At 40.4% G+C, this 23,887-nt stretch carries 20 protein-coding genes; 18 read left to right on the top strand and 2 right to left on the bottom strand.

The window, feature by feature from the left end; genetic code table 11:
• Positions 1–313: 313 nt before the first annotated feature.
• Together spo0A and IEO70_RS06845 are read left to right on the top strand one after the other, a co-directional pair.
• Positions 314–1,123, top strand: coding sequence for a sporulation transcription factor Spo0A (gene spo0A, locus IEO70_RS06850; RefSeq protein WP_190997627.1), 810 nt, complete (start codon positions 314–316; stop codon positions 1,121–1,123).
• Between the two features lie 180 nt (positions 1,124–1,303).
• The gene (locus tag IEO70_RS06845) at positions 1,304–2,053 is read left to right on the top strand and encodes a glycerophosphodiester phosphodiesterase (protein ID WP_268938721.1); all 750 of its coding nucleotides are present in this window, start codon (positions 1,304–1,306) and stop codon (positions 2,051–2,053) included.
• A gap of 73 nt (positions 2,054–2,126) precedes the next feature.
• On the opposite strand, the gene IEO70_RS06840 is transcribed toward IEO70_RS06845, so the two are convergent.
• A complete protein-coding gene (locus IEO70_RS06840) occupies positions 2,127–2,357 on the bottom strand; it encodes a DUF2627 domain-containing protein (RefSeq protein WP_190997626.1) in 231 nt (76 codons plus the stop codon).
• A gap of 250 nt (positions 2,358–2,607) precedes the next feature.
• Here IEO70_RS06840 and lpdA point away from each other — a divergent pair, with 250 nt between their 5' ends.
• From lpdA to IEO70_RS06790, 10 genes are all read left to right on the top strand, one after another.
• Positions 2,608–4,032 (top strand): dihydrolipoyl dehydrogenase, encoded by a 1,425-nt coding sequence (gene lpdA, locus IEO70_RS06835; protein WP_190997625.1) that lies wholly within the window; start codon positions 2,608–2,610, stop codon positions 4,030–4,032.
• Between the two features lie 22 nt (positions 4,033–4,054).
• The gene (locus tag IEO70_RS06830) at positions 4,055–5,044 is read left to right on the top strand and encodes a thiamine pyrophosphate-dependent dehydrogenase E1 component subunit alpha (protein ID WP_190997624.1); all 990 of its coding nucleotides are present in this window, start codon (positions 4,055–4,057) and stop codon (positions 5,042–5,044) included.
• Positions 5,045–5,056: 12 nt separating this feature from the next.
• A complete protein-coding gene (locus IEO70_RS06825) occupies positions 5,057–6,040 on the top strand; it encodes an alpha-ketoacid dehydrogenase subunit beta (RefSeq protein ID WP_190997623.1) in 984 nt (327 codons plus the stop codon).
• Positions 6,041–6,065: 25 nt separating this feature from the next.
• The gene (locus tag IEO70_RS06820) at positions 6,066–7,328 is read left to right on the top strand and encodes a dihydrolipoamide acetyltransferase family protein (RefSeq protein ID WP_190997622.1); all 1,263 of its coding nucleotides are present in this window, start codon (positions 6,066–6,068) and stop codon (positions 7,326–7,328) included.
• 372 nt (positions 7,329–7,700) lie between these two features.
• A complete protein-coding gene (locus IEO70_RS06815) occupies positions 7,701–9,572 on the top strand; it encodes a methylmalonyl-CoA mutase family protein (RefSeq protein ID WP_190997621.1) in 1,872 nt (623 codons plus the stop codon).
• Positions 9,573–11,747: a methylmalonyl-CoA mutase gene (scpA, locus tag IEO70_RS06810; RefSeq protein WP_190997620.1), complete on the top strand. Its 2,175-nt coding sequence runs from the start codon at positions 9,573–9,575 to the stop codon at positions 11,745–11,747.
• A complete protein-coding gene (gene meaB / locus IEO70_RS06805) occupies positions 11,747–12,787 on the top strand; it encodes a methylmalonyl Co-A mutase-associated GTPase MeaB (protein ID WP_190997619.1) in 1,041 nt (346 codons plus the stop codon). Before scpA ends, meaB begins: the two co-directional genes overlap by 1 nt.
• Positions 12,788–13,099: 312 nt before the next feature.
• Positions 13,100–13,540 carry a BrxA/BrxB family bacilliredoxin gene (locus IEO70_RS06800; RefSeq protein ID WP_190997618.1) on the top strand — a complete coding sequence of 147 codons (441 nt, stop codon included), beginning with the start codon at positions 13,100–13,102 and terminating at the stop codon, positions 13,538–13,540.
• 148 nt (positions 13,541–13,688) lie between these two features.
• Positions 13,689–14,675 (top strand): aromatic acid exporter family protein, encoded by a 987-nt coding sequence (locus tag IEO70_RS06795; protein ID WP_190997617.1) that lies wholly within the window; start codon positions 13,689–13,691, stop codon positions 14,673–14,675.
• A gap of 31 nt (positions 14,676–14,706) precedes the next feature.
• Positions 14,707–15,213: a L,D-transpeptidase gene (locus tag IEO70_RS06790; protein WP_190997616.1), complete on the top strand. Its 507-nt coding sequence runs from the start codon at positions 14,707–14,709 to the stop codon at positions 15,211–15,213.
• Positions 15,214–15,294: 81 nt separating this feature from the next.
• On the opposite strand, the gene prli42 is transcribed toward IEO70_RS06790, so the two are convergent.
• Positions 15,295–15,390 (bottom strand): stressosome-associated protein Prli42, encoded by a 96-nt coding sequence (gene prli42 / locus IEO70_RS06785; protein ID WP_190997615.1) that lies wholly within the window; start codon positions 15,388–15,390, stop codon positions 15,295–15,297.
• A gap of 304 nt (positions 15,391–15,694) precedes the next feature.
• Between prli42 and mce the strand changes: the two genes are divergently transcribed.
• The 6 genes from mce to gndA all read left to right on the top strand — a co-directional run bounded on the left by mce (position 15,695) and on the right by gndA (position 23,776).
• A complete protein-coding gene (gene mce / locus IEO70_RS06780) occupies positions 15,695–16,108 on the top strand; it encodes a methylmalonyl-CoA epimerase (protein ID WP_190997614.1) in 414 nt (137 codons plus the stop codon).
• Positions 16,105–17,655: an acyl-CoA carboxylase subunit beta gene (locus tag IEO70_RS06775; RefSeq protein WP_190997613.1), complete on the top strand. Its 1,551-nt coding sequence runs from the start codon at positions 16,105–16,107 to the stop codon at positions 17,653–17,655. The genes mce and IEO70_RS06775 overlap by 4 nt, the downstream gene beginning before the upstream one ends.
• Before the next feature lie 406 nt (positions 17,656–18,061).
• Positions 18,062–19,180, top strand: coding sequence for a M20/M25/M40 family metallo-hydrolase (locus tag IEO70_RS06770; RefSeq protein ID WP_190997612.1), 1,119 nt, complete (start codon positions 18,062–18,064; stop codon positions 19,178–19,180).
• Between the two features lie 704 nt (positions 19,181–19,884).
• On the top strand, positions 19,885–20,520 hold the full coding sequence (locus tag IEO70_RS06765; protein ID WP_190997611.1) for a hypothetical protein: 636 nt from the start codon (positions 19,885–19,887) through the stop codon (positions 20,518–20,520).
• 179 nt (positions 20,521–20,699) lie between these two features.
• The gene (locus IEO70_RS06760) at positions 20,700–21,962 is read left to right on the top strand and encodes a DNA polymerase IV (RefSeq protein WP_190997610.1); all 1,263 of its coding nucleotides are present in this window, start codon (positions 20,700–20,702) and stop codon (positions 21,960–21,962) included.
• Between the two features lie 443 nt (positions 21,963–22,405).
• Complete coding sequence (gene gndA, locus IEO70_RS06755; protein ID WP_235973523.1) at positions 22,406–23,776, top strand: NADP-dependent phosphogluconate dehydrogenase; 1,371 nt, start codon at positions 22,406–22,408, stop codon at positions 23,774–23,776.
• The last annotated feature ends 111 nt before the right edge of the window (positions 23,777–23,887 follow it).

Genomic DNA, 23,887 nt, shown 5'->3' with positions numbered 1-23,887 from the left:
CAAGAAGCAATTTGCTTCTTGAGGCTTTTTAAAGTTTTCTTTTAGTGCAAAATGCTGAAAATTGTCTATAATGAAGTTATGTGCAAGAAATGTGTAATTAGCGTGAATATTTTGTGATATAATGTAAAAATATAGAAAGTTTTCATGCTTTCTTGGAATAATTGAGGAATTCGTCGAATATACAGATAAAATAAAATAAATTTTATAATTGGCAGTTAAAGCAGATTTTTAAAAGGGATTTAATGCCAATTGTCGAAATTTTCATAGTAAGGTATAAAATGAAACTGCTATTGTAATGAGGAGGAAATCTATAGTGAAGAAAGTCAAAGTGTGTATTGCGGACGACAATAGAGAATTGGTTCGTTTATTAGATGATTATATTTCTTCTGAGCCTGATATGGAAGTAATTGGTGTAGCATATAATGGCCAAGATTGTTTGAAGTTATTGCAAAATTTAGAACCGGATGTATTAATTCTAGATATTATTATGCCTCACTTGGACGGTTTAGCTGTGTTGCAAAAACTGCGCGAGAACCCGAATAAGGCAATGCCGAATGTCATTATGCTTACTGCCTTCGGACAAGAGGAAGTTACAAAGAAAGCTGTAGAACTGGGCGCAAGCTACTTTATTTTGAAGCCGTTTGATATGGATCAACTTGGAAGCACAATCAGACTTGTCAGCGGTCAAACCACGGGACTGGCAAACATCATTAAACCTTCGACACAACTTTCAAACGCATACCGCAATGTTCAACTAGAGAATAAGCCGAAGAATCTGGATGCCAGCATTACGAGCATCATCCATGAAATCGGTGTTCCTGCTCATATTAAAGGCTACTTATATCTTCGGGAAGCTATTTCCATGGTTTATAATGATATTGAATTACTGGGTTCAATTACAAAAGTGCTGTACCCTGACATTGCTAAGAAATATAATACAACAGCAAGCAGAGTGGAACGAGCGATTCGTCATGCAATTGAAGTAGCATGGAGCAGAGGTAATATTGAATCGATATCGTCTTTGTTCGGCTATACGGTTTCAATGTCAAAGGCAAAGCCGACAAACTCAGAATTCATCGCGATGGTCGCTGATAAACTGCGTCTTGAACACAAAGCGTCCTGAAAAGGTTAGAATGTTTCTTTTAGCTGTATGATGATAAGCATATAGATATTCGGAACTATTTATGAAAATTTGGATATCCATATGCTTAAGGCATCATTTTCATTTAAAGCTTTATGAGTGAAAATGGCGTCTTTTTATTTTGACTATATACTTGATGATAATTAAAGGGGACGAGGGACTTTGATAACAACACAAATATTTGCTCATCGCGGTTCGGCAGGCACGCATCCTGAGAATACGATGGCAGCTTTTCGAGAAGCCGAAAGAGTTGGCGCAGACGGAATTGAGTTGGATGTCCAATTATCCAAAGACGAAGAAATTGTTGTTATCCATGATGAAGATTTAAGCCGCACAACAAATGGATCCGGGTTTGTACAAGAATACACGCTCAGTCAATTAAAGGAACTGGATGCAAGCTGCAATTTTACGGGCGAAATACAAGTACAGCGCATACCGACCTTAACGGAAGTATTGGATATGTACAGACATAATTGCATGCTCCTCAATATTGAACTGAAAAACACCAAATTCCTATATTCGGGAATGGAAGAAAAGGTTATTTCACTAGTGAGAAAATATAATATGCAAGACCGCGTCATTATTTCATCCTTCAACCATTACAGCCTCGTTCATTGTTATCAGTTGGATCCGGAAATTGAAACAGCTCCTCTTTATCGTGACGGATTATTCAGACCGTGGGCGTATGCGAAAGCGATTGGCGCAAAAGCAATCCACCCGAATATCAAAGCAGCTCCTAACTTCATTATTTCTGCTGCAATGAAGGACAATATAGCAGTCAGACCTTACACGATTAATAAGGAAAAAGTGATGAAAAGACTATTCAAAATTAATTGCACTGGCATTATCACCGATTACCCTGGATTAGCTCTTCAATTAAAAGATGAACTAAATAAAAATTTCTCCAAATAGTTATGCAGCAGTTAATCCCTGCTTTAACAAGAAGCGGGGTTAACTGCTAATCCAACTGTCAATCATCTTTAGGCTACCTCATAAATCGTTTTTGCACTTTATTACGTTTGCGGTCGCGATGTAAGATGAAACCGGCAATAAAACCTATCCCGCCAACCGTTAACAACAAGCCTCCAATGAATTGCAATGTGAGAGATGAAAAAGGAAACTGAAGTACTCCAAATAACATATCACGCATATACTTTATTCCTAAGGCTGCCAGCAGACCGGGTATAAACAATATTAAAAAAGCAATAAATCTCACGCTAACATCCCCTTAATGATTAATACATAAATCGAAAGTAATACAAAAATTTGGAATATATATCAAGATTATGATAAGTAAGGAAAAAGTGTCAATTGATATTTAGTGAATTTTGCATAAAATCCGGAAGTAACTGAATTTTTATTATGGTGTACAAGGGTTTAGGGTCCTGTTAATTTCAGGGGTTTTGTTTGAAACCCCTTCTTTTGGTATATTATGTAAAAGTAATGTGTGGCTAGGGGGTATATAATTGGCGAAAGAATATGATGTTGTCATAATCGGGGGCGGCCCGGGAGGTTATGTTGCCGCCATTCGCGCATCCCAACTTGGGCTATCGACTGCATTAGTCGAAAAGCGCGAAATAGGAGGAACTTGTCTACATAAAGGCTGTATACCATCAAAAGTACTTTTAAGAAGCGCGGAGGTATACCAGTTAGCGAAGAAAAGTGAAGAATATGGAGTCAATACAGGAGCTGTATCATTAAATTTTCCGAAAATGCACGAGCGCAAAAACAAGGTAATTGATACTTTATACAAAGGAATACAGCAATTGATGAAAAAAGGAAAAATTGATGTCTATAACGGGATTGGACGTATTATGGGGCCTTCCATCTTTTCTCCACTTCCCGGAACGGTTTCTGTAGAAATGAATGACGGCAGTGAAAACGAGATGCTGCTGCCGAAAAATGTCATCATAGCGACAGGATCGAGACCTCGGTTATTTTCTGAAATAGATATTGACGGTGAGTATGTATTGACTTCTGATGAAGCATTGCAGATGCAGAGCTTACCGAAAAGTTTGCTCATCGTAGGCGGAGGTGTAATCGGCATTGAATGGGCTTCAATGATGAGTGACTTCGGTGTTGAGGTAACAGTTGTTGAATTCGCTTCTACAATCTTGCCGACTGAGGATGAAGCTATTGCTAAGGAGATGCAGCGGTTGCTTCGAAAGAAAAATGTAATGATATCAACAAATACGAAGCTGATCCCGGAAACATTTACAAAGAGTGATGGGCAAATAGCCATTAAGGCGAATATAGATGGTAATGAGAAAACGTTTGTTGCCGAAAAGATGCTGATATCGATAGGACGCCTGGCGAATGTGGAAGGAATTGGCCTTGAGAATACGGAAATTCAAATTAACAGCGGTTACATCGAGACGAATGAACATTTTCAAACGAAGGAATCGCATATTTACGCCATTGGAGATTGTATCGGCGGTCTTCAGCTTGCTCATGTAGCTTCGCATGAGGGTATTGCGGCTGTAGAGCATATAAAAGGAATAAAAAGAGAGTACATGTCACCTGCGATGGTACCAAAATGCGTGTATTCTAACCCTGAAGTAGCGAGTGTCGGGTTAACGGAAGCTGATGCCAGGGCAGCAGGGTATGAAATCAAAATCGGCATGATTCCTTTTAAAGCTATAGGAAAAGCGCTCATACTAGGTGAGTCTGAAGGATTTGTCAAAATCATTGCCGATAGCAAATCGGATGACTTATTAGGTGTCCATATGATCGGACCTCACGTAACCGACTTAATTTCTGAAGCGGGTTTGGCGAAGGTGTTAAATGCCGTCCCTTGGGAAATTTCCTATGCCGTTCATCCGCACCCGAGTTTATCGGAAATATTTGGCGAAGCTGCGCTCGCTATTGATGGAGAGGCAATTCATTTTTGAAACAAAAAAGGAGGAAGTGTTCATGAGAAATCGTCACGATGAGATTGGGCTTTCGGCAGAACAGCTGTTGGAGATGTATAAAACGATGCTGCTTGCCCGTCGTATTGACGAACGTATGTGGCTATTGAACCGTTCCGGAAAAATACCGTTTGTGATTTCCTGTCAAGGGCAAGAAGCCGCTCAAGTTGGCGCCGCTTTTGCACTTGATGTTCAAAAAGATTATGTATTGCCTTATTATCGGGATGTCGGCGTCGTTTTGACTTTTGGGATGTCGGCGAAAGAATTAATGCTGTCTGCTTTTGCAAAGGCAGAAGACCCGAATTCAGGGGGCCGGCAAATGCCGGGGCATTTTGGCAAGAAGAGCTGCAGGATTGTAACAGGGTCCTCTCCGGTTACGACTCAAGTGCCTCATGCGGTCGGAATTGCTCTTGCAGGCCAAATGGAGGGAAAAGACTTGGTCACTTTTGTAACGTTTGGAGAAGGATCAAGCAATCAGGGTGATTTCCATGAAGGAGCTAATTTTGCGGGAGTCCATAAACTGCCGGTTATCTTTATGTGCGAAAATAATAAATATGCTATTTCTGTACCGCTTGAGAAGCAATTGGCATGCGAGAAGGTATCCGACCGGGCTATCGGCTATGGTATGCCTGGTGTGACTGTTAATGGAAACGATCCGATAGAGGTGTACAGTGCGGTTAAGGCAGCTGTCGGGCGGGCGAGGAATGGAGAAGGTCCAAGTTTGATTGAAACGGTGACTTATCGACTCACCGCCCATTCAAGCGATGATGATGACAGAGCATATCGCGCTCAAGATGAAATTGTCGAAGCGAAAGCGAACGACCCGCTCCTTACTTTTTCTGCCTACTTAAAAGAGTTCGCTATATTAACGGATGATTTAGAACAAGAAATCCAGGAAGAAATTATGTCAATCGTCAATGAAGCGACAGACTATGCAGAAAATGCACCTTATGCCTCACCTGAGTCGGCTTTAGATTACGTATATGGTGAATAAGGGGGAGTTTATATGGCGGTAATTTCGTATATTAATGCGGTCACAATGGCAATTCGCGAAGAAATGGAGAGAGATGAGCGCGTCTTTGTTCTTGGTGAGGATGTAGGAAGAAAGGGCGGCGTTTTTAAAGCGACACAAGGCTTATATGAGCAGTTTGGTGAGCGGCGCGTCATCGATACGCCACTGGCGGAATCGGCCATTGCCGGTGTCGGAATAGGAGCGGCGATGTACGGGATGCGGCCGATTGCCGAGATGCAATTTGCTGATTTCATCATGCCGGCAGTCAACCAGATTATTTCGGAGGCAGCGAGAATCCGTTACCGATCAAATAATGATTGGAACTGTCCAATTGTCATTCGGGCTCCATATGGCGGCGGTATTCATGGAGCCCTTTATCATTCGCAATCAGTCGAGGCAGTATTTGCTAACCAGCCCGGGCTGAAAATTATAATGCCTTCTACTCCTTATGATGTAAAAGGTTTATTGAAGGCTGCTGTCCGCTCAGATGATCCTGTGCTGTTTTTTGAACATAAACGAGCCTATAGACTGATAAAGGGGGAAGTCCCCGATGATGATTATGTCTTGCCAATCGGGAAAGCAGATATAAAGCGAAGAGGCGAGGATTTGACAGTCATTACGTACGGATTATGTGTTCACTTTGCCTTGCAAGCAGCCGAAAAGCTCGCAGGAGACAATATTTCAGTGCATATTTTGGATTTGCGCACAGTTTACCCGCTTGATCGGGCGGCTATTATTGAAGCAGCTTCTAAAACAGGCAAAGTTCTGCTTGTGACAGAGGATAATAAAGAGGGCAGCATTATGAGTGAAGTGGCCGCAATAATTGCAGAGCATTGCTTATTTGATTTGGATGCCCCGATTATGCGTTTAGCGGGACCGGATGTACCTGCAATGCCTTATGCGCCAACGATGGAAAAATATTTTATGATGAATAGCGAAAAAATTGAGCGCGCTATGAGAGAACTGGCAGCATTTTAATAGTCGGAAGGAGGCAACGGTTAAAGTGAAGATTGAAACGATGACTATGCCGCAACTTGGCGAAAGCGTCACAGAGGGTACGATTAGCAAGTGGCTTGTAAACCTTGGTGATACAGTCAATAAATATGATCCGATTGCTGAAGTCATGACAGATAAAGTGAGTGCAGAAATACCGTCTTCTTTCTCCGGGAAAATTCAAGAGTTAATGATTCCCGAAGATGAAACAGTATCAGTCGGAGCGCCAATCTGCCGAATTGAAGTGCAAGACAGTAAACCGATAGAGGAAAATGTAAGTGTGAAAGAAACTGCCCGCAGCCTATCAGCCGATGTCGGTTTGTCTGTGCCGGCACGTTATTCGCCTGCTGTTTTGCGGCTGTCGCAAGAACACCAAATAGATCTGTCGAAAGTGACAGGAACCGGGGCAGGCGGCAGAATTACGAGAAAAGATTTATTAAAATTCATTGAGAGCGGACCTATTGAGAAAGAAAGTAGAGCAGAGGTTGCACCGCCGGCAGAGGAAATAACAATAAAGAAACTTGCTGTTATGCGCGATAAAACGGTGAACGACATACAGCAAAGCCGGGGTGCGAACGATGAAGAAATACCTGTAACAGCAGTCAGAAAGACAATTGCTGCCAACATGGTCAGAAGCAAGCAAGAGGTGCCGCATGCTTGGATGATGATTGAAGCGGATGTGACGAATCTGGTGGTTTATCGAGATCAAGAAAAAACGGCTTTTCTGAAAAAAGAGGGCTTTAATTTGACATATTTTGCTTTCTTTGTGAAAGCTGTGGCCCAAGCACTTAAAGAATTTCCACAATTGAATGCGACATGGAACGGTGACAAGATTATTTTGAAGAAGGATATTCATTTAAGCATTGCTGTGGCAGCGGAAGATTCATTGTTTGTCCCGGTTATAAAAAATGCCGATGAAAAATCGATTAAGGGCATAGCGCGAGAAATTGCCGAGTTTGCAGAAAAAGCGAGAAATAATAAGCTAAGAGCGGAAGATATGCAAGGAGGCACCTTTACGGTTAATAATACGGGATCTTTCGGTTCGATACAGTCATACGGCATTATTAATTATCCGCAGGCGGCCATATTGCAAATTGAATCGATTGTAAAACGGCCGGTTATTATCGACAACATGATTGCAGTGCGGGACATGGTGAATTTATGTTTATCTTTGGATCATCGTGTGCTCGACGGCTTAATTTGCGGCAGATTTTTGGCAAGATTAAAAGAAATAGTAGAAAATATTAGTAAAGAAACAACAGCTATTTATTAAGTTTCTGGATGTTTAAATAGGCACTATTCTAAAGGCAGGAGCGTTACCGACGAGCAGGCTCACCGCATGCCCAGCGGAAATCAGCCCTTGCACAATAGTAACAATTTTTACGAACATAGCTGTTAAATAGGATGTTTATTCCTAGCGATTTCAATAAGGAGAGAGGTACAATGATTGTAGAGTGTGCCTCTCTTTTTCTATTTTTTTTAATTAGTTAATTGCAACATTTAAAGTGCTATACTAGAATATAATAAATAGTCATAATTTTTTCAAATTATAGCCTATGGGGATACTTAATTGGGAGGTGGAAGCTTTTGTAGGCATATATTTAAACAATTGTTTAAATATATTGCACATAAAAGCAGAGAAGTGATGGATATTCAAAAAATAAAGACCGTTACATTTCCGAAGGCTTCCTTTGAAACTTGGGAGCAAAAAGCTGAACAAGCTTTAAAAGGAAAGTCACTGTCCGTTTTGAACACGGCAACACCAGAAGGTATTGTATTAAAACCGCTTTACACAATTGACCAAGCAGCACAAAATGCAGAAATGCCCGGTGTAGCTCCTTATACAAGGGGAATAAATGCATTAGGCTATAAGAAACAGCCATGGTTGTTTGCACAGCCGGTAGCCGGCAACAGCGCTCAGGAAATATTGGCACACCTTGATGAAGCTGTTGATCGCGGACAAAATGCAGTATCGCTTCATGCAGGTCAGCTCCTTAGCCTTAATGAAAAAGAACTTTCTGAGGTAATTGAAGTGACAGCAAGTAAGGAGCTTCCTTTATTTGTCGATACACAAGGCGCCCAGCAAGAATTATTCGCCAAACTTGAATCGCTTCCGGAAGACTTGAAACAGAAACTTAGCGGTGTTTTAGCTGAAGATCCTGTTATGGAAGGTGCAAGTAAAGGAAAAGCAATGGAGAATGAGCAAGCGTATTTCGATGCTTGGCTAAAGAATATAAATAAAATCGGAAGCGTTTTCCCGAACTTAAAAACGATTTTGATAAAAGGTACGACTGTTCATAATGCAGGCGGTAACCATGTTCAGGAATTGGCAATGTCATTAGCAGTGGCGTCTGAATATTTGCACAATGGCACAAAGAGCGGCATTAGCATTGAACAACTTGCTAAGCAATTTGCTTTCTCTTTCAGTGTTGACTCATCATTCTTCATGAATGTGGCGAAGCTGAGAGCAGCCCGTAAATTATGGTCGCTGTTAGGACAAGCCTTTACCGAGGATGAATCCATTTTCAAAATGTATATTCATACAGAAACTTCTTCATTTACTGAGACTTTATTCGATCAGTACGTGAACTTGTTGCGCACCGGAAACCAAGCGTTTGCGTCTGTCATCGGCGGAGCGCAAAGTATTCAAATTGCGCCATTTGACCATGTTACCAATAAAGTGACGCCATTCTCAGAAAGAATTGCGCGCAATATTCATTTAGTTTTAAAAGAGGAAACGCTTATTGATCAAGTGGTCGATCCTGCAGGCGGCTCTTTCTATATTGAAACGCTGACGAATGAAGTAGCAGATGCAGCATGGAAACTGTTCCTTGAAATCGAAGAAAAAGGCGGAGCTATTCAAGCATTGCGAGAAGGCTCATTCCAAGCAAATGTTGCAGAAACTCTTGAACAAAAGAAACAGCGAATTGCTACTCGTCAAGATAGCCTAATCGGAACAAATGTGTATCCGAACTTGGAAGATCGTGTCGAATTAATCGTTCATGATGATGCAGAAATCGAGCTTCCTTATGAAACGAAAGCAATCGCGCCGTTAAGTAGGGCTCGACTTGCAGAAGAAATTGAAGCATTGCGTATCGCTTCACTGGACCACCAAGCGAAAACAGGAAAATTCCCATCAGTTGGATTGATTTGCATCGGCGAATTAAAAAACTACAAGCCGAGAGCTGATTTCATGAAAGGCTTCCTGGCTGCAGGCGGTATTCAAACTGTCGAGCAACAATGTCTATCTGTTGAAGAAGCGAAAGCATTCATCGAACAGTCGCAACAAAAGCACTATGTATTATGCGGAAGCGATGCGGATTACAGCGAATACGCAGTAGATTGGACAGAAAAACTTTCAGCTGCATTTACAAACATTAATCTCCTAATGGCAGGTAAACAAGCTGCTGAATTAGAGCAGCAATTGATTGCTGCGGGCATGAATGATTTTGTATCTGTAAAGAGCAACGTAGTAACAGTATTAACGGCCATTTTAGAAGATTTGGGGGTGCTGTAATTGTCAACACGCAAAGATTTTTCGAAACTTACCCTTAGTAAAGAGGAAACGTCTCAGCAAGCACCTAAGCTAAATGAGCATGAGATGGAAGAATTGCTTTATGAGACAAACGAAGAAATTAAAATTAAGGCGCTATACAGCAAGGATGATGTCGAAGGGATGGAGCAATTGGAGCATTTTCCGGGTGTAGCTCCATTTACGCGCGGACCTTATCCAACGATGTATGTGAATAAACCTTGGACAGTCCGACAGTATGCCGGTTTCTCCACAGCAGAAGAATCAAATGCCTTTTACCGCCGTAACTTGGCAATGGGACAAAAAGGTTTGTCAGTTGCCTTTGACTTAGCGACACACCGCGGTTATGATTCTGACCATGAACGTGTAGTAGGCGACGTTGGTAAAGCAGGCGTTGCTATTGACAGCATTTTAGATATGAAACAGCTTTTTGACGGCATTCCGTTGGATCAAATGAGTGTTTCAATGACTATGAACGGTGCGGTATTGCCGATTTTAGCATTCTATATCGTTACAGCTGAAGAACAGGGCGTATCTCAAGAGAAGCTATCAGGAACGATTCAAAACGATATTTTAAAAGAATACATGGTTCGTAATACGTATATTTATCCGCCAAAAATGAGCATGAAGATCATTGCTGATATTTTTGAATATACATCAAAAAACATGCCGAAATTTAACAGCATCTCGATTTCTGGCTATCATATGCAAGAAGCGGGAGCGCCTGCTGATATTGAGTTGGCTTATACACTTGCTGATGGTATCGAATACGTGCGTACAGGTTTGCAAGCCGGTATTCCAATTGATAAATTTGCGCCGCGTCTATCATTCTTCTGGGCAATCGGCATGAATTATTTCATGGAAGTAGCGAAAATGAGAGCAGCCCGTTTTATTTGGGCAAAATTGATTAAGCAATTCGGTCCGGAAAATGAGAAATCGCTTATGTTGCGTACACACTCGCAAACTTCCGGCTGGAGCTTAACGGAGCAAGATCCGTTCAATAACGTAACGAGAACATTGATTGAAGCACATGCTGCAACGATGGGTCATACTCAATCACTGCATACAAATGCGTTGGATGAAGCGATTGCCTTACCGACAGATTTTTCTGCGCGTATCGCTCGTAACACACAGCTATACTTGCAAGAAGAAACATCGATTACAAAAGTTATCGATCCGTGGGCAGGTTCTTATTATGTCGAAGCATTAACAAATGAACTAATCGAAAAAGCTTGGAAGCATATTGAGGAAATCGAGTCATTAGGCGGCATGGCGAAAGCGATTGAAACAGGCTTACCGAAAATGAAAATCGAAGAAGCAGCTGCGAAACGTCAAGCCAGAATCGATTCGAAAATTGAAACAATCGTCGGAGTAAATAAATACCGTCTTGCTCAAGAAGAGGCACTTGATATTCTTGAAGTAGATAACACAGCGGTTCGAGAAAGCCAATTGGCAAAATTAAAACAGCTTCGCCAAGAGCGTGACGAAGAGAAAGTAATCGAAGCGTTAAATGCAATTACAAAAGCGGCTGAAACAGGAGAAGGAAACTTATTGGCATTAGCTGTTGAAGCTGCAAGACTGAGAGCATCACTAGGCGAAATCTCTATGGCTATCGAACTAGTATCCGGCAGACATTCAGCGGTGATTCGTTCTGTCAGCGGCGTTTACAGCTCTTCTTACGGGGCAGGAGATGACATTGCTGATATGATTAGAATGACAGATGAATTCCTTGAAAATGAAGGAAGAAGACCGCGTATTTTAATGGCAAAAATGGGTCAGGACGGTCATGACCGAGGAGTTAAGGTAGTATCTACTGCATTTGCGGATTTAGGTTTTGATGTTGATATAGGACCTCTTTTCCAAACGCCGGCAGAAACAGCAAGACAAGCAGTTGAAAATGATGTACACGTTGTCGGCATGAGTTCACTTGCAGCTGGTCACAAAACATTACTTCCGCAACTGATTGAAGAGCTGAAAAAGCTGGGCCGTGAAGACATTATTGTCATTGTCGGAGGAGTTGTTCCTCAGCAAGATTATGACTACTTATATGAGCATGGCGCGAAAGCGATTTTCGGACCTGGTACGGTTATTCCTGAAGCGGCTAAATCGTTGATGAAGGAAATTTATAAAGCACTAGGTTATGAGGAAGTGCCTCAATAATGAATGGCGAGCATCAATCTCCATCTAAATTCGTAAAGAAAAATAGAAGTAAGGTTGATATCAATCAGCTTTCTGAAGGAATTCTGGCCGGCAACCGAACGATGCTGGCCAAAGGAATCACTTTAATTGAAAGCAATGCCACTCATCACTTTGACAGCGCTCAGGAACTTTTGCAAAAAATCTTGCCGTATACAAAGAAATCAATCCGAATCGGCATTTCCGGTGTTCCCGGTGCGGGGAAGAGTACTTTCATCGAAAAATTCGGAACCGACTTATGCAATGCCGGTCATAAAGTAGCTGTGTTGGCGATTGATCCCAGCTCAACAATAACCGGAGGTAGCATTCTCGGAGATAAGACGAGAATGGAGAAGCTTTCCGCTAATGAATCTGCATTTATCCGTCCATCTCCTTCAGAGGGGACCCTTGGCGGTGTGCACCGGAAAACGAGGGAAAGTATTTTGCTATGCGAAGCAGCCGGCTATGATGTCATTTTAGTTGAAACGGTCGGTGTTGGACAAAGTGAAGCAATCGTCCGCGGAATGACAGATTTCTTTATGCTGTTAGCGATTACCGGTGCCGGTGATGAGCTTCAGGGGATGAAAAAAGGAATTATGGAACTCGCGGATGCGATTGTCGTCAATAAAGCCGATGGTGATAATAAGCGTAATGCCATTAAGACAAAGTCAGAATATAATCGTATTTTGCACTTCCTGCAACCGGCGACAGTCGGATGGCAAACGCAAGCTTATACTGTCTCAAGTATTGAAGGCGATGGTATTGTCGAACTGTGGGAAGCAATACAAACTTTTGTCGAGCAAGGAAAAGCGATGGGTGTATTTGAAGCGCGGCGCAAAGAACAAACGAAAGAATGGATGAGACAGTCCCTAACTCACCATTTGCATAATATGTTCTTTAATAACGAGCAGATGAAAACATTGATTCCGAAGCTCGAGCAAGAAGTCATGCGCGCTGATAAAACAGTCAGCATAGCCGTTGTAGAAGCTTTGCAAGTCTTTCAGAACAGCTTGAATAAACATTAACGAATAATTTAATAAGACAGCATTTCGCAGCTTGAGATAAGGTTTGCGAAATGCTGTTTTTTTAGAGGTTCTTTTTAGTGTAGACAAATTGAAGGTGGTAATAGTGATAGTTTAACCTAAACAGGTTTTTATTTTGTTGATTGCAGCGGAGGGTGGCGACGAAGAGGATTGGTGCTTGCCTCAGCTAGAAAGCGTCCGCCCGCAGCGGAAATCAACAGTACGCACTTTTACTTCTAAGAGGAATTTCTTGAAAGCCTTATCGGCAATTGATATGATGGTGTTAAAGTCTGACAATAGTAGGAGAGTTCAATTATGAATATGGATTTTAATTTTTTCATGAATGATGTAGTGAAAACAGCACGCGATGAAATCAGAGCGGCCGGATATACAGAATTAAAAACGCCTGAAGATGTGGCAGAAGCGTTATCGAAAGAAGGCACAACGCTTGTAATGATCAATTCAGTGTGTGGCTGCGCCGGCGGTATCGCCAGACCTGCAGCGGCAAATGCTGTGTATTATGACAGAAGACCGGATCACCTTGCAACGGTTTTCGCCGGTCAGGACAAAGAAGCTACATCATATTTGCGTAACACTTATTTAGCGGACTATCCGCCTTCTTCTCCTTCATTTGCATTGATAAAAGATGGAGAAGTAGTAACGATGGTTGAGCGTCATGAGATTGAAGGGCATGACCCGATGTCTGTAATCAGCAAGCTTCAAAGCTATTTTGACAAATACTGCGATGAAATTTAATCATTGATGAAAGACCCTGGAAATAGGGTCTTTTTATTATTTTTGACAAAATTTGTTTGTGAAAAATGCACATAATTCCTTGTAAAGCCATTCTTAAAATGACATACTAAAATGTGGTAGTAATTTTACATAGAGAGCTGGTAAAGTCATGTTTAAAATTGGTTATCGTACGCTGAAAACAGCAATAGGTGTCACACTTGCAATCAGTCTCGCGCAGATGTTTGCCTTAAAAAGTTTTCCTTCTGCCGGAATTATCACGATTTTGTGTATTCAAGTGACGAAAAAAAAATCAATTCATGCAGCATTCTGCCGATTCATCGCTTGTATTATAGCAATGCTTTACTCAACCATCTTTTTTGAAGGAATTGCTTTTCACCCTGTCGTCATCGGTTTAATGCTTCTCTTCTTTATTCCGACCGTCGTTAAACTGAATGTTCAAGAAGGTGTTGTTACAAGCAGTGTTATCATCTTACATATTTATTCATCCGGTCATGTAACACCACAATTGTTATTAAACGAAACAGGTTTACTTGTAATCGGTATATCAGTCGCCTTACTTATGAATTGGTATATGCCAAGCAAAGAGAAGGAAATGACACATTTTCAAGAGAGTATTGAAGAAGATTTCAGGGTTATGATGCAAAAAATGGTTCTTTATCTGCGCACAGGGAAAAGCCATTGGGATGGCAAAGAACTAATGAGTGTCTTAGATAACCTCTCTAAAGGCAAGGTATTGGCTTATCGGGATGTTGAAAATCATGTCAAATATCATGATGATGTCTTTTATCAATATTTTATTATGCGCGAGAAGCAGTTTGAAGTTTTAGAAAATATGCTGACTCTCGTTGCAAAAATTCCTTCTCACAATCCCTACAGTGAAATGATTGCTTCTTTGATAGAGGAAATGAGCGAACATATTCACCCGTATAACACCTCCTACATATATTTAAGCAAGCTTGAAGGTATCAAAGAAGAAATGCAAAAAATGGATTTGCCGTTAACACGTGAAGATTTTAATGTCCAATCTTCTCTATTTGATTTAATTAGGGAGCTTGAGAAATATTTAATGCTTAAAAATGTGTATAAAGGCTTTTCTCGAAAAAAACGCGGAATGAAAACGGAGACTGCTAGTTAAACTAAGCAAAAATGCTTAGGATGAAGATAAAATGAAAATATTGCTGTCATTGTTATTGCTGTTTGTCTTTCCGCATCTATTCGTTGATTTAGAAGCAGAAAGAGCTGAAAGCTATCTAATTGTTAATAAAGCAAATAATAAACTGGCGCTTATTCAGGACAATAAAGTAGTCAAAATCTTGCCGGTAGCGACAGGAAGAAGCAATGAGCTGACTCCGGAGGGAACATTCAAGATTATAGTAAAAGCGAAAAATCCGTATTATCGTAAGTTGAACATTCCTGGAGGAGATCCCCGTAATCCGTTGGGTACTAGATGGATTGGTTTTGATGCCAACGGGACAGATGGAAGAACGTATGGGGTCCATGGAACGAACGCTCCTTGGTCCATCGGGAAGTATATATCAAACGGCTGTATCCGTATGAATAACAAAGATGTCGAATGGTTATATGAGCAAGTGCCTTTAAATAGCACAATAGCAATTACATTATCTGACAAAAGCTTTGTTACATTAGCAAAGCAATATGGATTTATTCAATAGCCAGACGTCAAATTAACAGTATCAGATTGTTTTCCTGGACAAAAAACTGAGCTTGCATATGCGAGCTCAGTTTTTTGCTGTTTAAATAAAAGCACTTACGCCCATCAATAATGTGGACAGAAGCATGATGATGATCATCATGTATACAACAATTTTTTGCGTCTTTTTTGCTTTCATTGGTTACTTCTTCCTTTTCAGCGGATTCATTATTTATATTCTACCTAGTTCTTCGCAGCAATACAAGTTTTGATTATCATTCAACTTTTCAAAAATGACAAAAAATAGTTGTTTTATAGTTATGATTGAGATTTTGTCATAAAGTTGAAGGTGTTATACAATTGGTTTTTAAAAAAATAGATAATATATAACACATTTTCATTTATATTTTACGCAAATAATATTACAATGGTAAATAGAAAGATAATTTAGAAATTTGTACGCTTTTTTTGTGTACAAATGATAGGGGAATGGGGGGAGCACATTGATCCAAAAAATCGACCACATCGGAATCGCTGTAAAGTCGATACAAAAATCACTTGAATATTATCAAGACATACTTGGGATGAAACTTGAAGGTACTGAAACTGTTGAGAGTCAAGGGGTTACTGTTGCTTTTTTAAATGCAGGGAACACAAAACTGGAGCTTCTTGAACCGCTTTCTGCAGAAAGCCCGGTTGCCAAGTTTATCGAAAAACGTGGTGAGGGTATACACCATATCGCTTTAGGGGTAACAGATATTCAAGACAGAATTAATGAAATTAAAGAACATGGAATTAAGATGATTAATGAAGAGCCGAAAAAAGGTGCTCATGGTGCAAAAGTGGCTTTTATTCATCCAAAATCAACTGGCAGTGTACTATATGAGCTATGCGAACGTGGGGAGGATCATGCATGATTGACATTTACGAAAAAATTACCGAACTTTATGATAAACGCCGTGAAGTAGAAATGGGTGGCGGCGATGACAAAATTATTAAACAACATGAAAAGGGAAAACTTACAGCTCGTGAAAGAATCGATCTTTTAGTAGATGAAGGTACTTTCGTCGAATTGAATCCATTTATTTCACACCGATGCACAGACTTCGGTTTGGATCAAGTAGAGGGACCTGGAGATGGTGTTGTAACAGGCTATGGTAAAGTTAACGGCCGTGATATTTTCTTATTCTCTCAAGACTTCACAGTTTTCGGCGGTGCATTAGGGGAAATGCATGCTAAGAAAATTGCCAATGTTATGGATTTAGCGGCGAAGAATGGTGCACCTTTTGTCGGCTTGAACGATTCCGGTGGAGCACGTATTCAAGAAGGTGTCGGATCACTGGATGGTTACGGTCAAATTTTCTATCGTAACTCGATTTATTCTGGAGTAATTCCGCAAATTTCCGTTATTATGGGACCTTGTGCCGGCGGAGCCGTTTATTCTCCAGCTATTACAGACTTCGTATTCATGGTTGAGAAAACAAGCCAAATGTTCATTACCGGACCGAAAGTTATCGAAACGGTAACAGGCGAAAAAATCAGCTCTGAAGATTTAGGCGGAGCGAAAGTACACAATACAATCAGTGGTAACGCTCATTTTAAAGCAGCTACTGAGGAAGAAGTGCTGAAAGAAGTCAGAAGACTATTAAGCTACTTGCCTCAAAATTATAATGAAAAGCCAAATCGCGTTGAATTTAACGAAAAAGACGATTACCGTCCGGAATTAGCGGAAATCGTTCCAATCGAAGCAACACGTCCATACGATGTGCGTAAAGTAATTGAGCAAGTTGTCGACCAAGACAGCTTCATGGAAGTACAAAAAGATTTCGCACGTAATATTGTAATCGGTTTAGCGAGAATTAGAGGTGAAGTAGTCGGACTAATCTGTAATCAGCCGAAATTCTTAGCTGGCGGATTAGACATTGACTCTTCCGATAAGTCAGCTCGTTTCATCCGTTTCTGTGATTCATTCAATATACCGTTAATTACATTTGAAGACGTAACAGGCTTCTTCCCGGGCATTAAGCAAGAACACGGCGGCATTATCCGTCACGGCGCTAAAATGCTATATGCTTACTCTGAAGCGACTGTACCGAAACTAACAGTAATTCTTCGTAAAGCATTCGGCGGTGCTTATGTTGCACTGAACAGTAAATCAATCGGTGCCGATATCGTTTATGCTTGGCCGAATTCTGAAGTTGCGGTTATGGGCCCTGAGGGCGCTGCAAATATCATTTTTGCACGTGAAATCGCAAACAGCGACAATCCTGAAGAAACAAGACAAAGAAAAATTGCTGAATACCGTGATAAATTCGCGAATCCATACGTTGCAGCTAGCAAAGGTATGATTGATGATGTCATCGACCCTCGCGAAACGCGTATTAAAATTATTCAAGCGCTTGAAATGCTTCGCAACAAGAAGGATTCAAGACCTTCTAAAAAACACGGAAATATTCCATTGTAATAAGAAAAGCGGAAGCGGCCCGCAAGTCAGGAACAGCGACTAAGGGCGCTACGTCCGCATATCTTCGTCGCTGTGACTCTCATCCGAAAGAGCCTCCGACCTGCATAAGATGAGCCGGCTGGAAGGTTGCTTTTCACCTTCCGGACGGATTGGCTTATGACCTCGAGCTGTCAAATTCATGGAAGCATAACAACGAGGAAAACTGGCTGGCTGCTATAGCTGGATAATAATAATAAAGTAGGCTGTCTCAATGAAATTTGGGACAGCCTCTTTTATTTGTAACACAAATCAGAAAGATTTTGTTGCGGTTAATGGAGTAAAGCGCTATCCAGTTAAAAATGGATTTGCCACCTTGCTTTTTTAGTGGGTATACTATAAGGGCAGTACATATATGGAGGGAAATGTAATGATCAATAAACAACGTTTACTTGATGAATTTTTAGAATTGGTGCAAATCGATTCAGAATCTAGATTTGAAACAGAAATTGCTAAAGTGCTAAAAGAAAAATTCACAGCACTTGGTTTAGAAGTAATTGAGGATGATGCTGCGGCAAAAACTGGCTTCGGTGCCGGCAACTTAATTTGTACATTGCCTGCCACTAAAGATGGCGTAGACACAATTTATTTCACATCACATATGGATACAGTTGTTCCTGGTAAAGGTGTTAAACCTTCTATTGTTGACGGCTATGTTGTAACAGACGGCACGACAATTCTTGGAGCGGACGACAAAACAGGTCTTTCTGCTATGTTTGAAGCAATCCGTGTGTTAAAAGAACAAAACATTGCGCACGGTAAAATTGAATTCATTATTACTGTCGGGGAAGAATCTGGTCTAGTTGGTGCAAAAGCGCTTGATTCATCACTTGTAACAGCGAAATACGGCTATGCATTAGATAGTGATGGCAAAGTTGGGGAAATCGTAGTAGCTGCTCCAACACAAGCGAAAATCACAGCAACAATTAAAGGTAAAACAGCTCACGCTGGTGTTGCACCTGAAAAAGGTGTCAGCGCAATTACAATCGCAGCGAAAGCAATCGCTAAAATGCCGCTGGGCCGTATTGACGAAGAAACAACTGCCAATATTGGACGTTTCGAGGGCGGTAAGCAAACAAACATCGTTTGTGACCACGTAGAAATTCTTGCTGAAGCACGTTCTTTAGTAGCAGAGAAAATGGAAGCTCAAGCAAACACTATGAAAGAAGCTTTCGAATCTGTTGCGAAAGAAATGGGCGGAGAAGCAATCGTTAATATCGAAGTAATGTACCCTGGCTTCAAATATGGCCATGGTGATCACGTTGTTGAAGTGGCGAAGAAAGCAGCTGAGAAAATCGGCCGTACTCCTTCAATCACAACAAGCGGCGGCGGAAGCGATGCAAACGTAATCGCAGGCTTCGGTATTCCGACTGTTAACCTTGCTGTAGGTTATGAAGAAATCCACACAACAAACGAAAAAATGCCGATCGAAGAACTTGAAAAAGTTGCTGAGATGGTTGTAAGTGTTATTCAAACAGTAGCTGAATAATCTCGAAATACAAGAAAGCATCGGGTAAGTGCCGATGCTTTCTTTATTCGTTCATACTGTTTTTGTTGATTAATCATCGGAATTAATAAGCACTCTTGTTGATGTGAAAATATCAACAAGAGTGCTTTTCTATTTTTAAATATGGGAAGAAAGAAGGGGGAAGTATGAAATATTACAAGGTTTTACGGAAAAAACAAGGGGAAAAAAATAATATACAGTCAATTTAAGATATTTGAAATTAAATAATTTAAGAATATGAAGTTTTGCGAATGGGAGTATGTAATGGAAAGGGGAATAGGGACATGATTAGAATAATAATAAGTATTTTGGTTAGGGTATGTCTAAGCATAGTCCTAGCTCGTGAACTATTAGAGTCATTGGAATTTAATTTTGAACAGATCGTTATAGCAGTCCTATTCTATGTAATATTATCATGGGTATTCTTAATTTTTCGATATATGGAGGGATATGGACTAATAATACGAGTTATTGGGGCAGTAGTTTTACCCATTATCGTACTGGTCGGTATTCCGGAATTAATTTCTAGTTGGGTGCCGAATGAAACTGTTAGTCTGGTTGTAAATGGAGTTATACTTTGTGCGTTGTTTTTGGTGCCTTGTATAGATGATATTAATAGAATAAAAGAGGAATTGCTACTATGAAGTTGTGACAGAAAATTTTCAGCATCATAGGAGGAAAGAAACATGGTTTTATTTGTAAAGAAAGAGTGTATGTTTTGTGGGGGTAAGAAGGGACTAATGGGAACAAAACTGCTTGATGGTGATTTATGCTATGACTGTACGATTGATATAATGCCAAAATTTCTAGAAGAACGAGAATTTTCAACGCGAGATACTTTTAGATACAAAGATTGTTGTTTTAAGACTATTCAAGAGTGCAGTGAATATTTTAAGAACGGTAATGAGGTAAAAAAATTATCAAAAGAATTGATTCATTATCTAGGTGTTTTCGCTTTAGATAAAGAAAAAGGTGTAGTGGAAATAAAGGGTCATAAAGCAGTTTATAAAATTCCGGTTCACGACATAGATACAATCATTTTTAATTGCTATGACGACCAAAATGCAAATAAGATGAAATTCATTTTTTGTCTTTTTTCAGAAAACTGTTCTTGGTTGAATGGATATGTTTTTGAAGGGGTCTTTAAAAATGATGCGCTTTTTAAATATGGTTCAATTAAAAAAGCAAAAGCTGACATTGAAAGAATTGCGTTAGAAATGGAAGTCAATATGATATCATTAGATGTTTATCAGAAAATGATAAAGAAAGAGCAACGGAAAGAACGTCTAAATATGTTGAAAAGTGTATTTTCTAGGTCTTGAATATATGTATTTAGAATATGAGTTAAAAAGTTGTATGGTTATCGCTGATTAAAATCGGCGATATTTTTGTAAAACCCGAACTGATTGTTTTTCCTTTGTAATTATTAACGTTTGAAGTTGGGGAACGGACGTTCTTTTGCTACAATAGAATTAATAAGTGAAACTTTGTGGTGATGAATATGAAAAGTATGTATCCAGCAAAAGGGCGGGTCATTTTACATGTGGATATGAATAGCTTCTATGCTTCTGTTGAGATGGCTTATGATGCTAGCTTAAAAGGCAAGCCGCTCGCGATTGCCGGCAATCCGGAAGAACGGCGCGGCATTATCGTCACATGCAGCTATGCGGCACGTGAAAAAGGTGTGCGGACAACGATGCCTTTATGGGAAGCGAAGAAGCTTTGTCCTGATCTTATTATCATGAAGCCCGATTTCGAGAAATATCGAAAAGCTTCTTTAGGAATCTTTGATTTGCTGCGCACATACACGAGCATGGTTGAGCCGGTTTCGATTGATGAAGGGTATATGGATATTACAGATTGCAGCCATTTAGGGTCTCCGCTTGATATCGCCAACAGCATTCAAAAACGGATTATGGAAACGATGGACTTGCCATGCAGCATCGGGATAGCGCCAAATAAATTTTTGGCGAAAACTGCATCTGATATGAAAAAACCGATGGGTATAACAGTGTTGCGTAAGCGTGATGTTCCATCAATTTTGTGGCCTAAAAAAACGGCTGATATGCATGGAATCGGAGAAAAGACAGCAGAAAAATTGAAGACGATCGGCATTGAAACGATTGGCGATCTTGCGAAAGCGAATGAACTTCAATTGAAAGCTCTATTAGGGATTAATGGATTACGGCTAAAAGAAAAAGCAAATGGAAATCATAATTCTCCTGTCGATCCGACATCTGTTTTTGATTTTAAGAGTGTAGGCAATTCCACAACCTTGCCTAGGGATATCAGCAATCAGCGCGAGTTGCTGGATATTTTGAAAATGCTTTGTGCCAAAGTGTCGGTACGCTTGAAACAAAAGCGCCTTTTAGGGACAAAAATCGGAATTACGATTCGTTATCATAATCGTAAGACGATTACGAGAGGCCATACTGTCCTTAATCCGTTTGATGATAGTGAGACGATGTTTGAATTGGTTAAACCGCTGTTTCAAAAGCATTGGAATGGTAATGCCGTCCGACTTCTCGGTGTAACGGCTCATGATGTAGTTGAAAAGGAAGAAGCAACGAAGCAATTAGATCTCTTTTCTTTTGAGCAGGATGCGAAACAAGAGCCTTTAATGAAGACCGTTGAGCAGCTGAAGCAGAAGTTCGGCAAGGATATTATTCAGCATGCGGCATCAACCGTTAAACAGAAAAGTAAAAAAGATATAAGCAAGACGAGTTTCAGCAAAGATTTTCTTGATGATCATTTTCAAAACTGAAGAGCTGTAAATTCCTAAGTGAGAATTTTACAGCTCTGCTTCTCATTGAAGTCAATTCAAGAAGCGAAATCATAAACGAAAAAGGACTGGTGCCGGTTTTTCTCAAAATATAAGTGTATATTTTTGCAACAAGATAGATGTCTAACCTCACACCTGCCATGCTCGGTCCTAAGCCGTTTCGAACAAGAAACCAAAGGCGGGTTTCTTGCCGCCCCGTCTTAGTCCTGCCGCATGACTCCTTTTTCATCGAGGTTAATCTGAGTAGCCTATTCATGATGAAAAAGGACCGGTGCAGGTTTTTCTTATTTTCCAAAAATAATATAAGTAGTTTCAGTTGAAGAATATTCTAATGATTGCTACAGTTAAATTGATTGATACAATTGAATATTCTTGCGAGGGAGTGTTTCGTTTTGAAACAAATCGGTGTTATTGGTTTAGGCGTAATGGGTAAAAATTTAGCGTTGAATATGGTCAGCAAAGGGTATTCTGTTGCTACGTATGATGCTTGGGCAGAAGTGGTAGACAAGTTCACCAAAACAGAAACTAATAATATGATCAGTGCAACGTCTCACATAAACGAGTTTGTGAATAGCTTGGAAAAACCTCGCCGCATTTTAATGATGGTTAAAGCGGGAGAGGTAACGGATGATACGATTGCTTCTTTACTACCGTATTTGGAGCAAGGAGATATTATCATTGATGGTGGTAATTCATTTTACCAAGATACTATCCGTCGAAACAAAGAGCTGAATGAAAAAGGCATTAACTTCATTGGCGCAGGCGTGTCAGGTGGAGAAGAAGGAGCTTTGAACGGTCCTTCACTTATGCCGGGCGGACAAAAGGAAGCGTATGAACTGGTGGCTCCGATTTTCCAAGATATCGCCGCTAAAGTAAACGGAGATGCTTGCACAACGTATATCGGTCCTGATGGTGCAGGACATTATGTGAAAATGGTTCATAATGGCATTGAGTATGGCGATATGCAACTAATTTGCGAATCGTATTTCTTGCTGAAAAATATTCTTGGCCTAAGTGCCGAAGAATTGCATGATGTATTTACAGAATGGAACAATGGTGAGCTGGATAGCTATTTGATGGAAATTACAGCGGAAATTTTCACGAAGTATGATAATGAAACAGGAAAACCGATGGTCGATGTTATCCTGGATCGTGCTGGACAAAAAGGTACAGGTAAATGGACAAGCCAAAGCGCGCTTGATCTAGGTGTTCCATTGCCGATTATTACCGAATCTGTATTTGCGAGATTTTTGTCAGCTATCAAAGAAGAACGTGTCTTGGCGAGCAAGGTTTTATCGGGGCCAAAAAATGGTTCATTTAATGGAGATAAGAAAGCTTTAATAGAAGCTGTCCGCCAAGCTTTATATATGAGTAAAATTTGTTCGTATGCACAAGGATTTGCGCAAATGCGCGCAGCATCTGAAGAATTTAATTGGGATTTACAGTACGGGGACATCGCAATGATTTTCCGTGGAGGCTGCATCATCCGTGCAGGGTTCTTGCAAAATATTAAAGAAGCCTATGACCAAAATCCGCAATTAAAGAATCTGTTATTAGATCCATACTTTAAGAAGATTGTAGAAACGTATCAAACATCTTTACGAGAAGTAATTGCCTTGGCTGTTATGCAAGGGATTCCTGTTCCGTGCTTCTCTGCGGCATTAGCGTATTATGATAGCTACCGTACAGAAACATTACCGGCTAACCTATTGCAGGCACAGCGTGATTATTTCGGTGCTCACACGTATGAACGTGTCGATAAGGAAGGAAGCTTCCATACGGAATGGCTGAAATAAATAAGAAACATTCATGATTTTACACTCACACCCCGGGGATGAAAATATATTCCCGGGGTTTTGTTTTCCACCAAGATACCCATAATGGTAATGCTATGGTGTGTAACTTAT

Origin of the sequence: Peribacillus faecalis (assembly GCF_014712675.1) — a bacterium.
GTDB lineage: Bacteria > Bacillota > Bacilli > Bacillales > DSM-1321 > Bacillus_AD > Bacillus_AD faecalis.
This window is presented reverse-complemented; position numbering and strand designations above follow the sequence as displayed.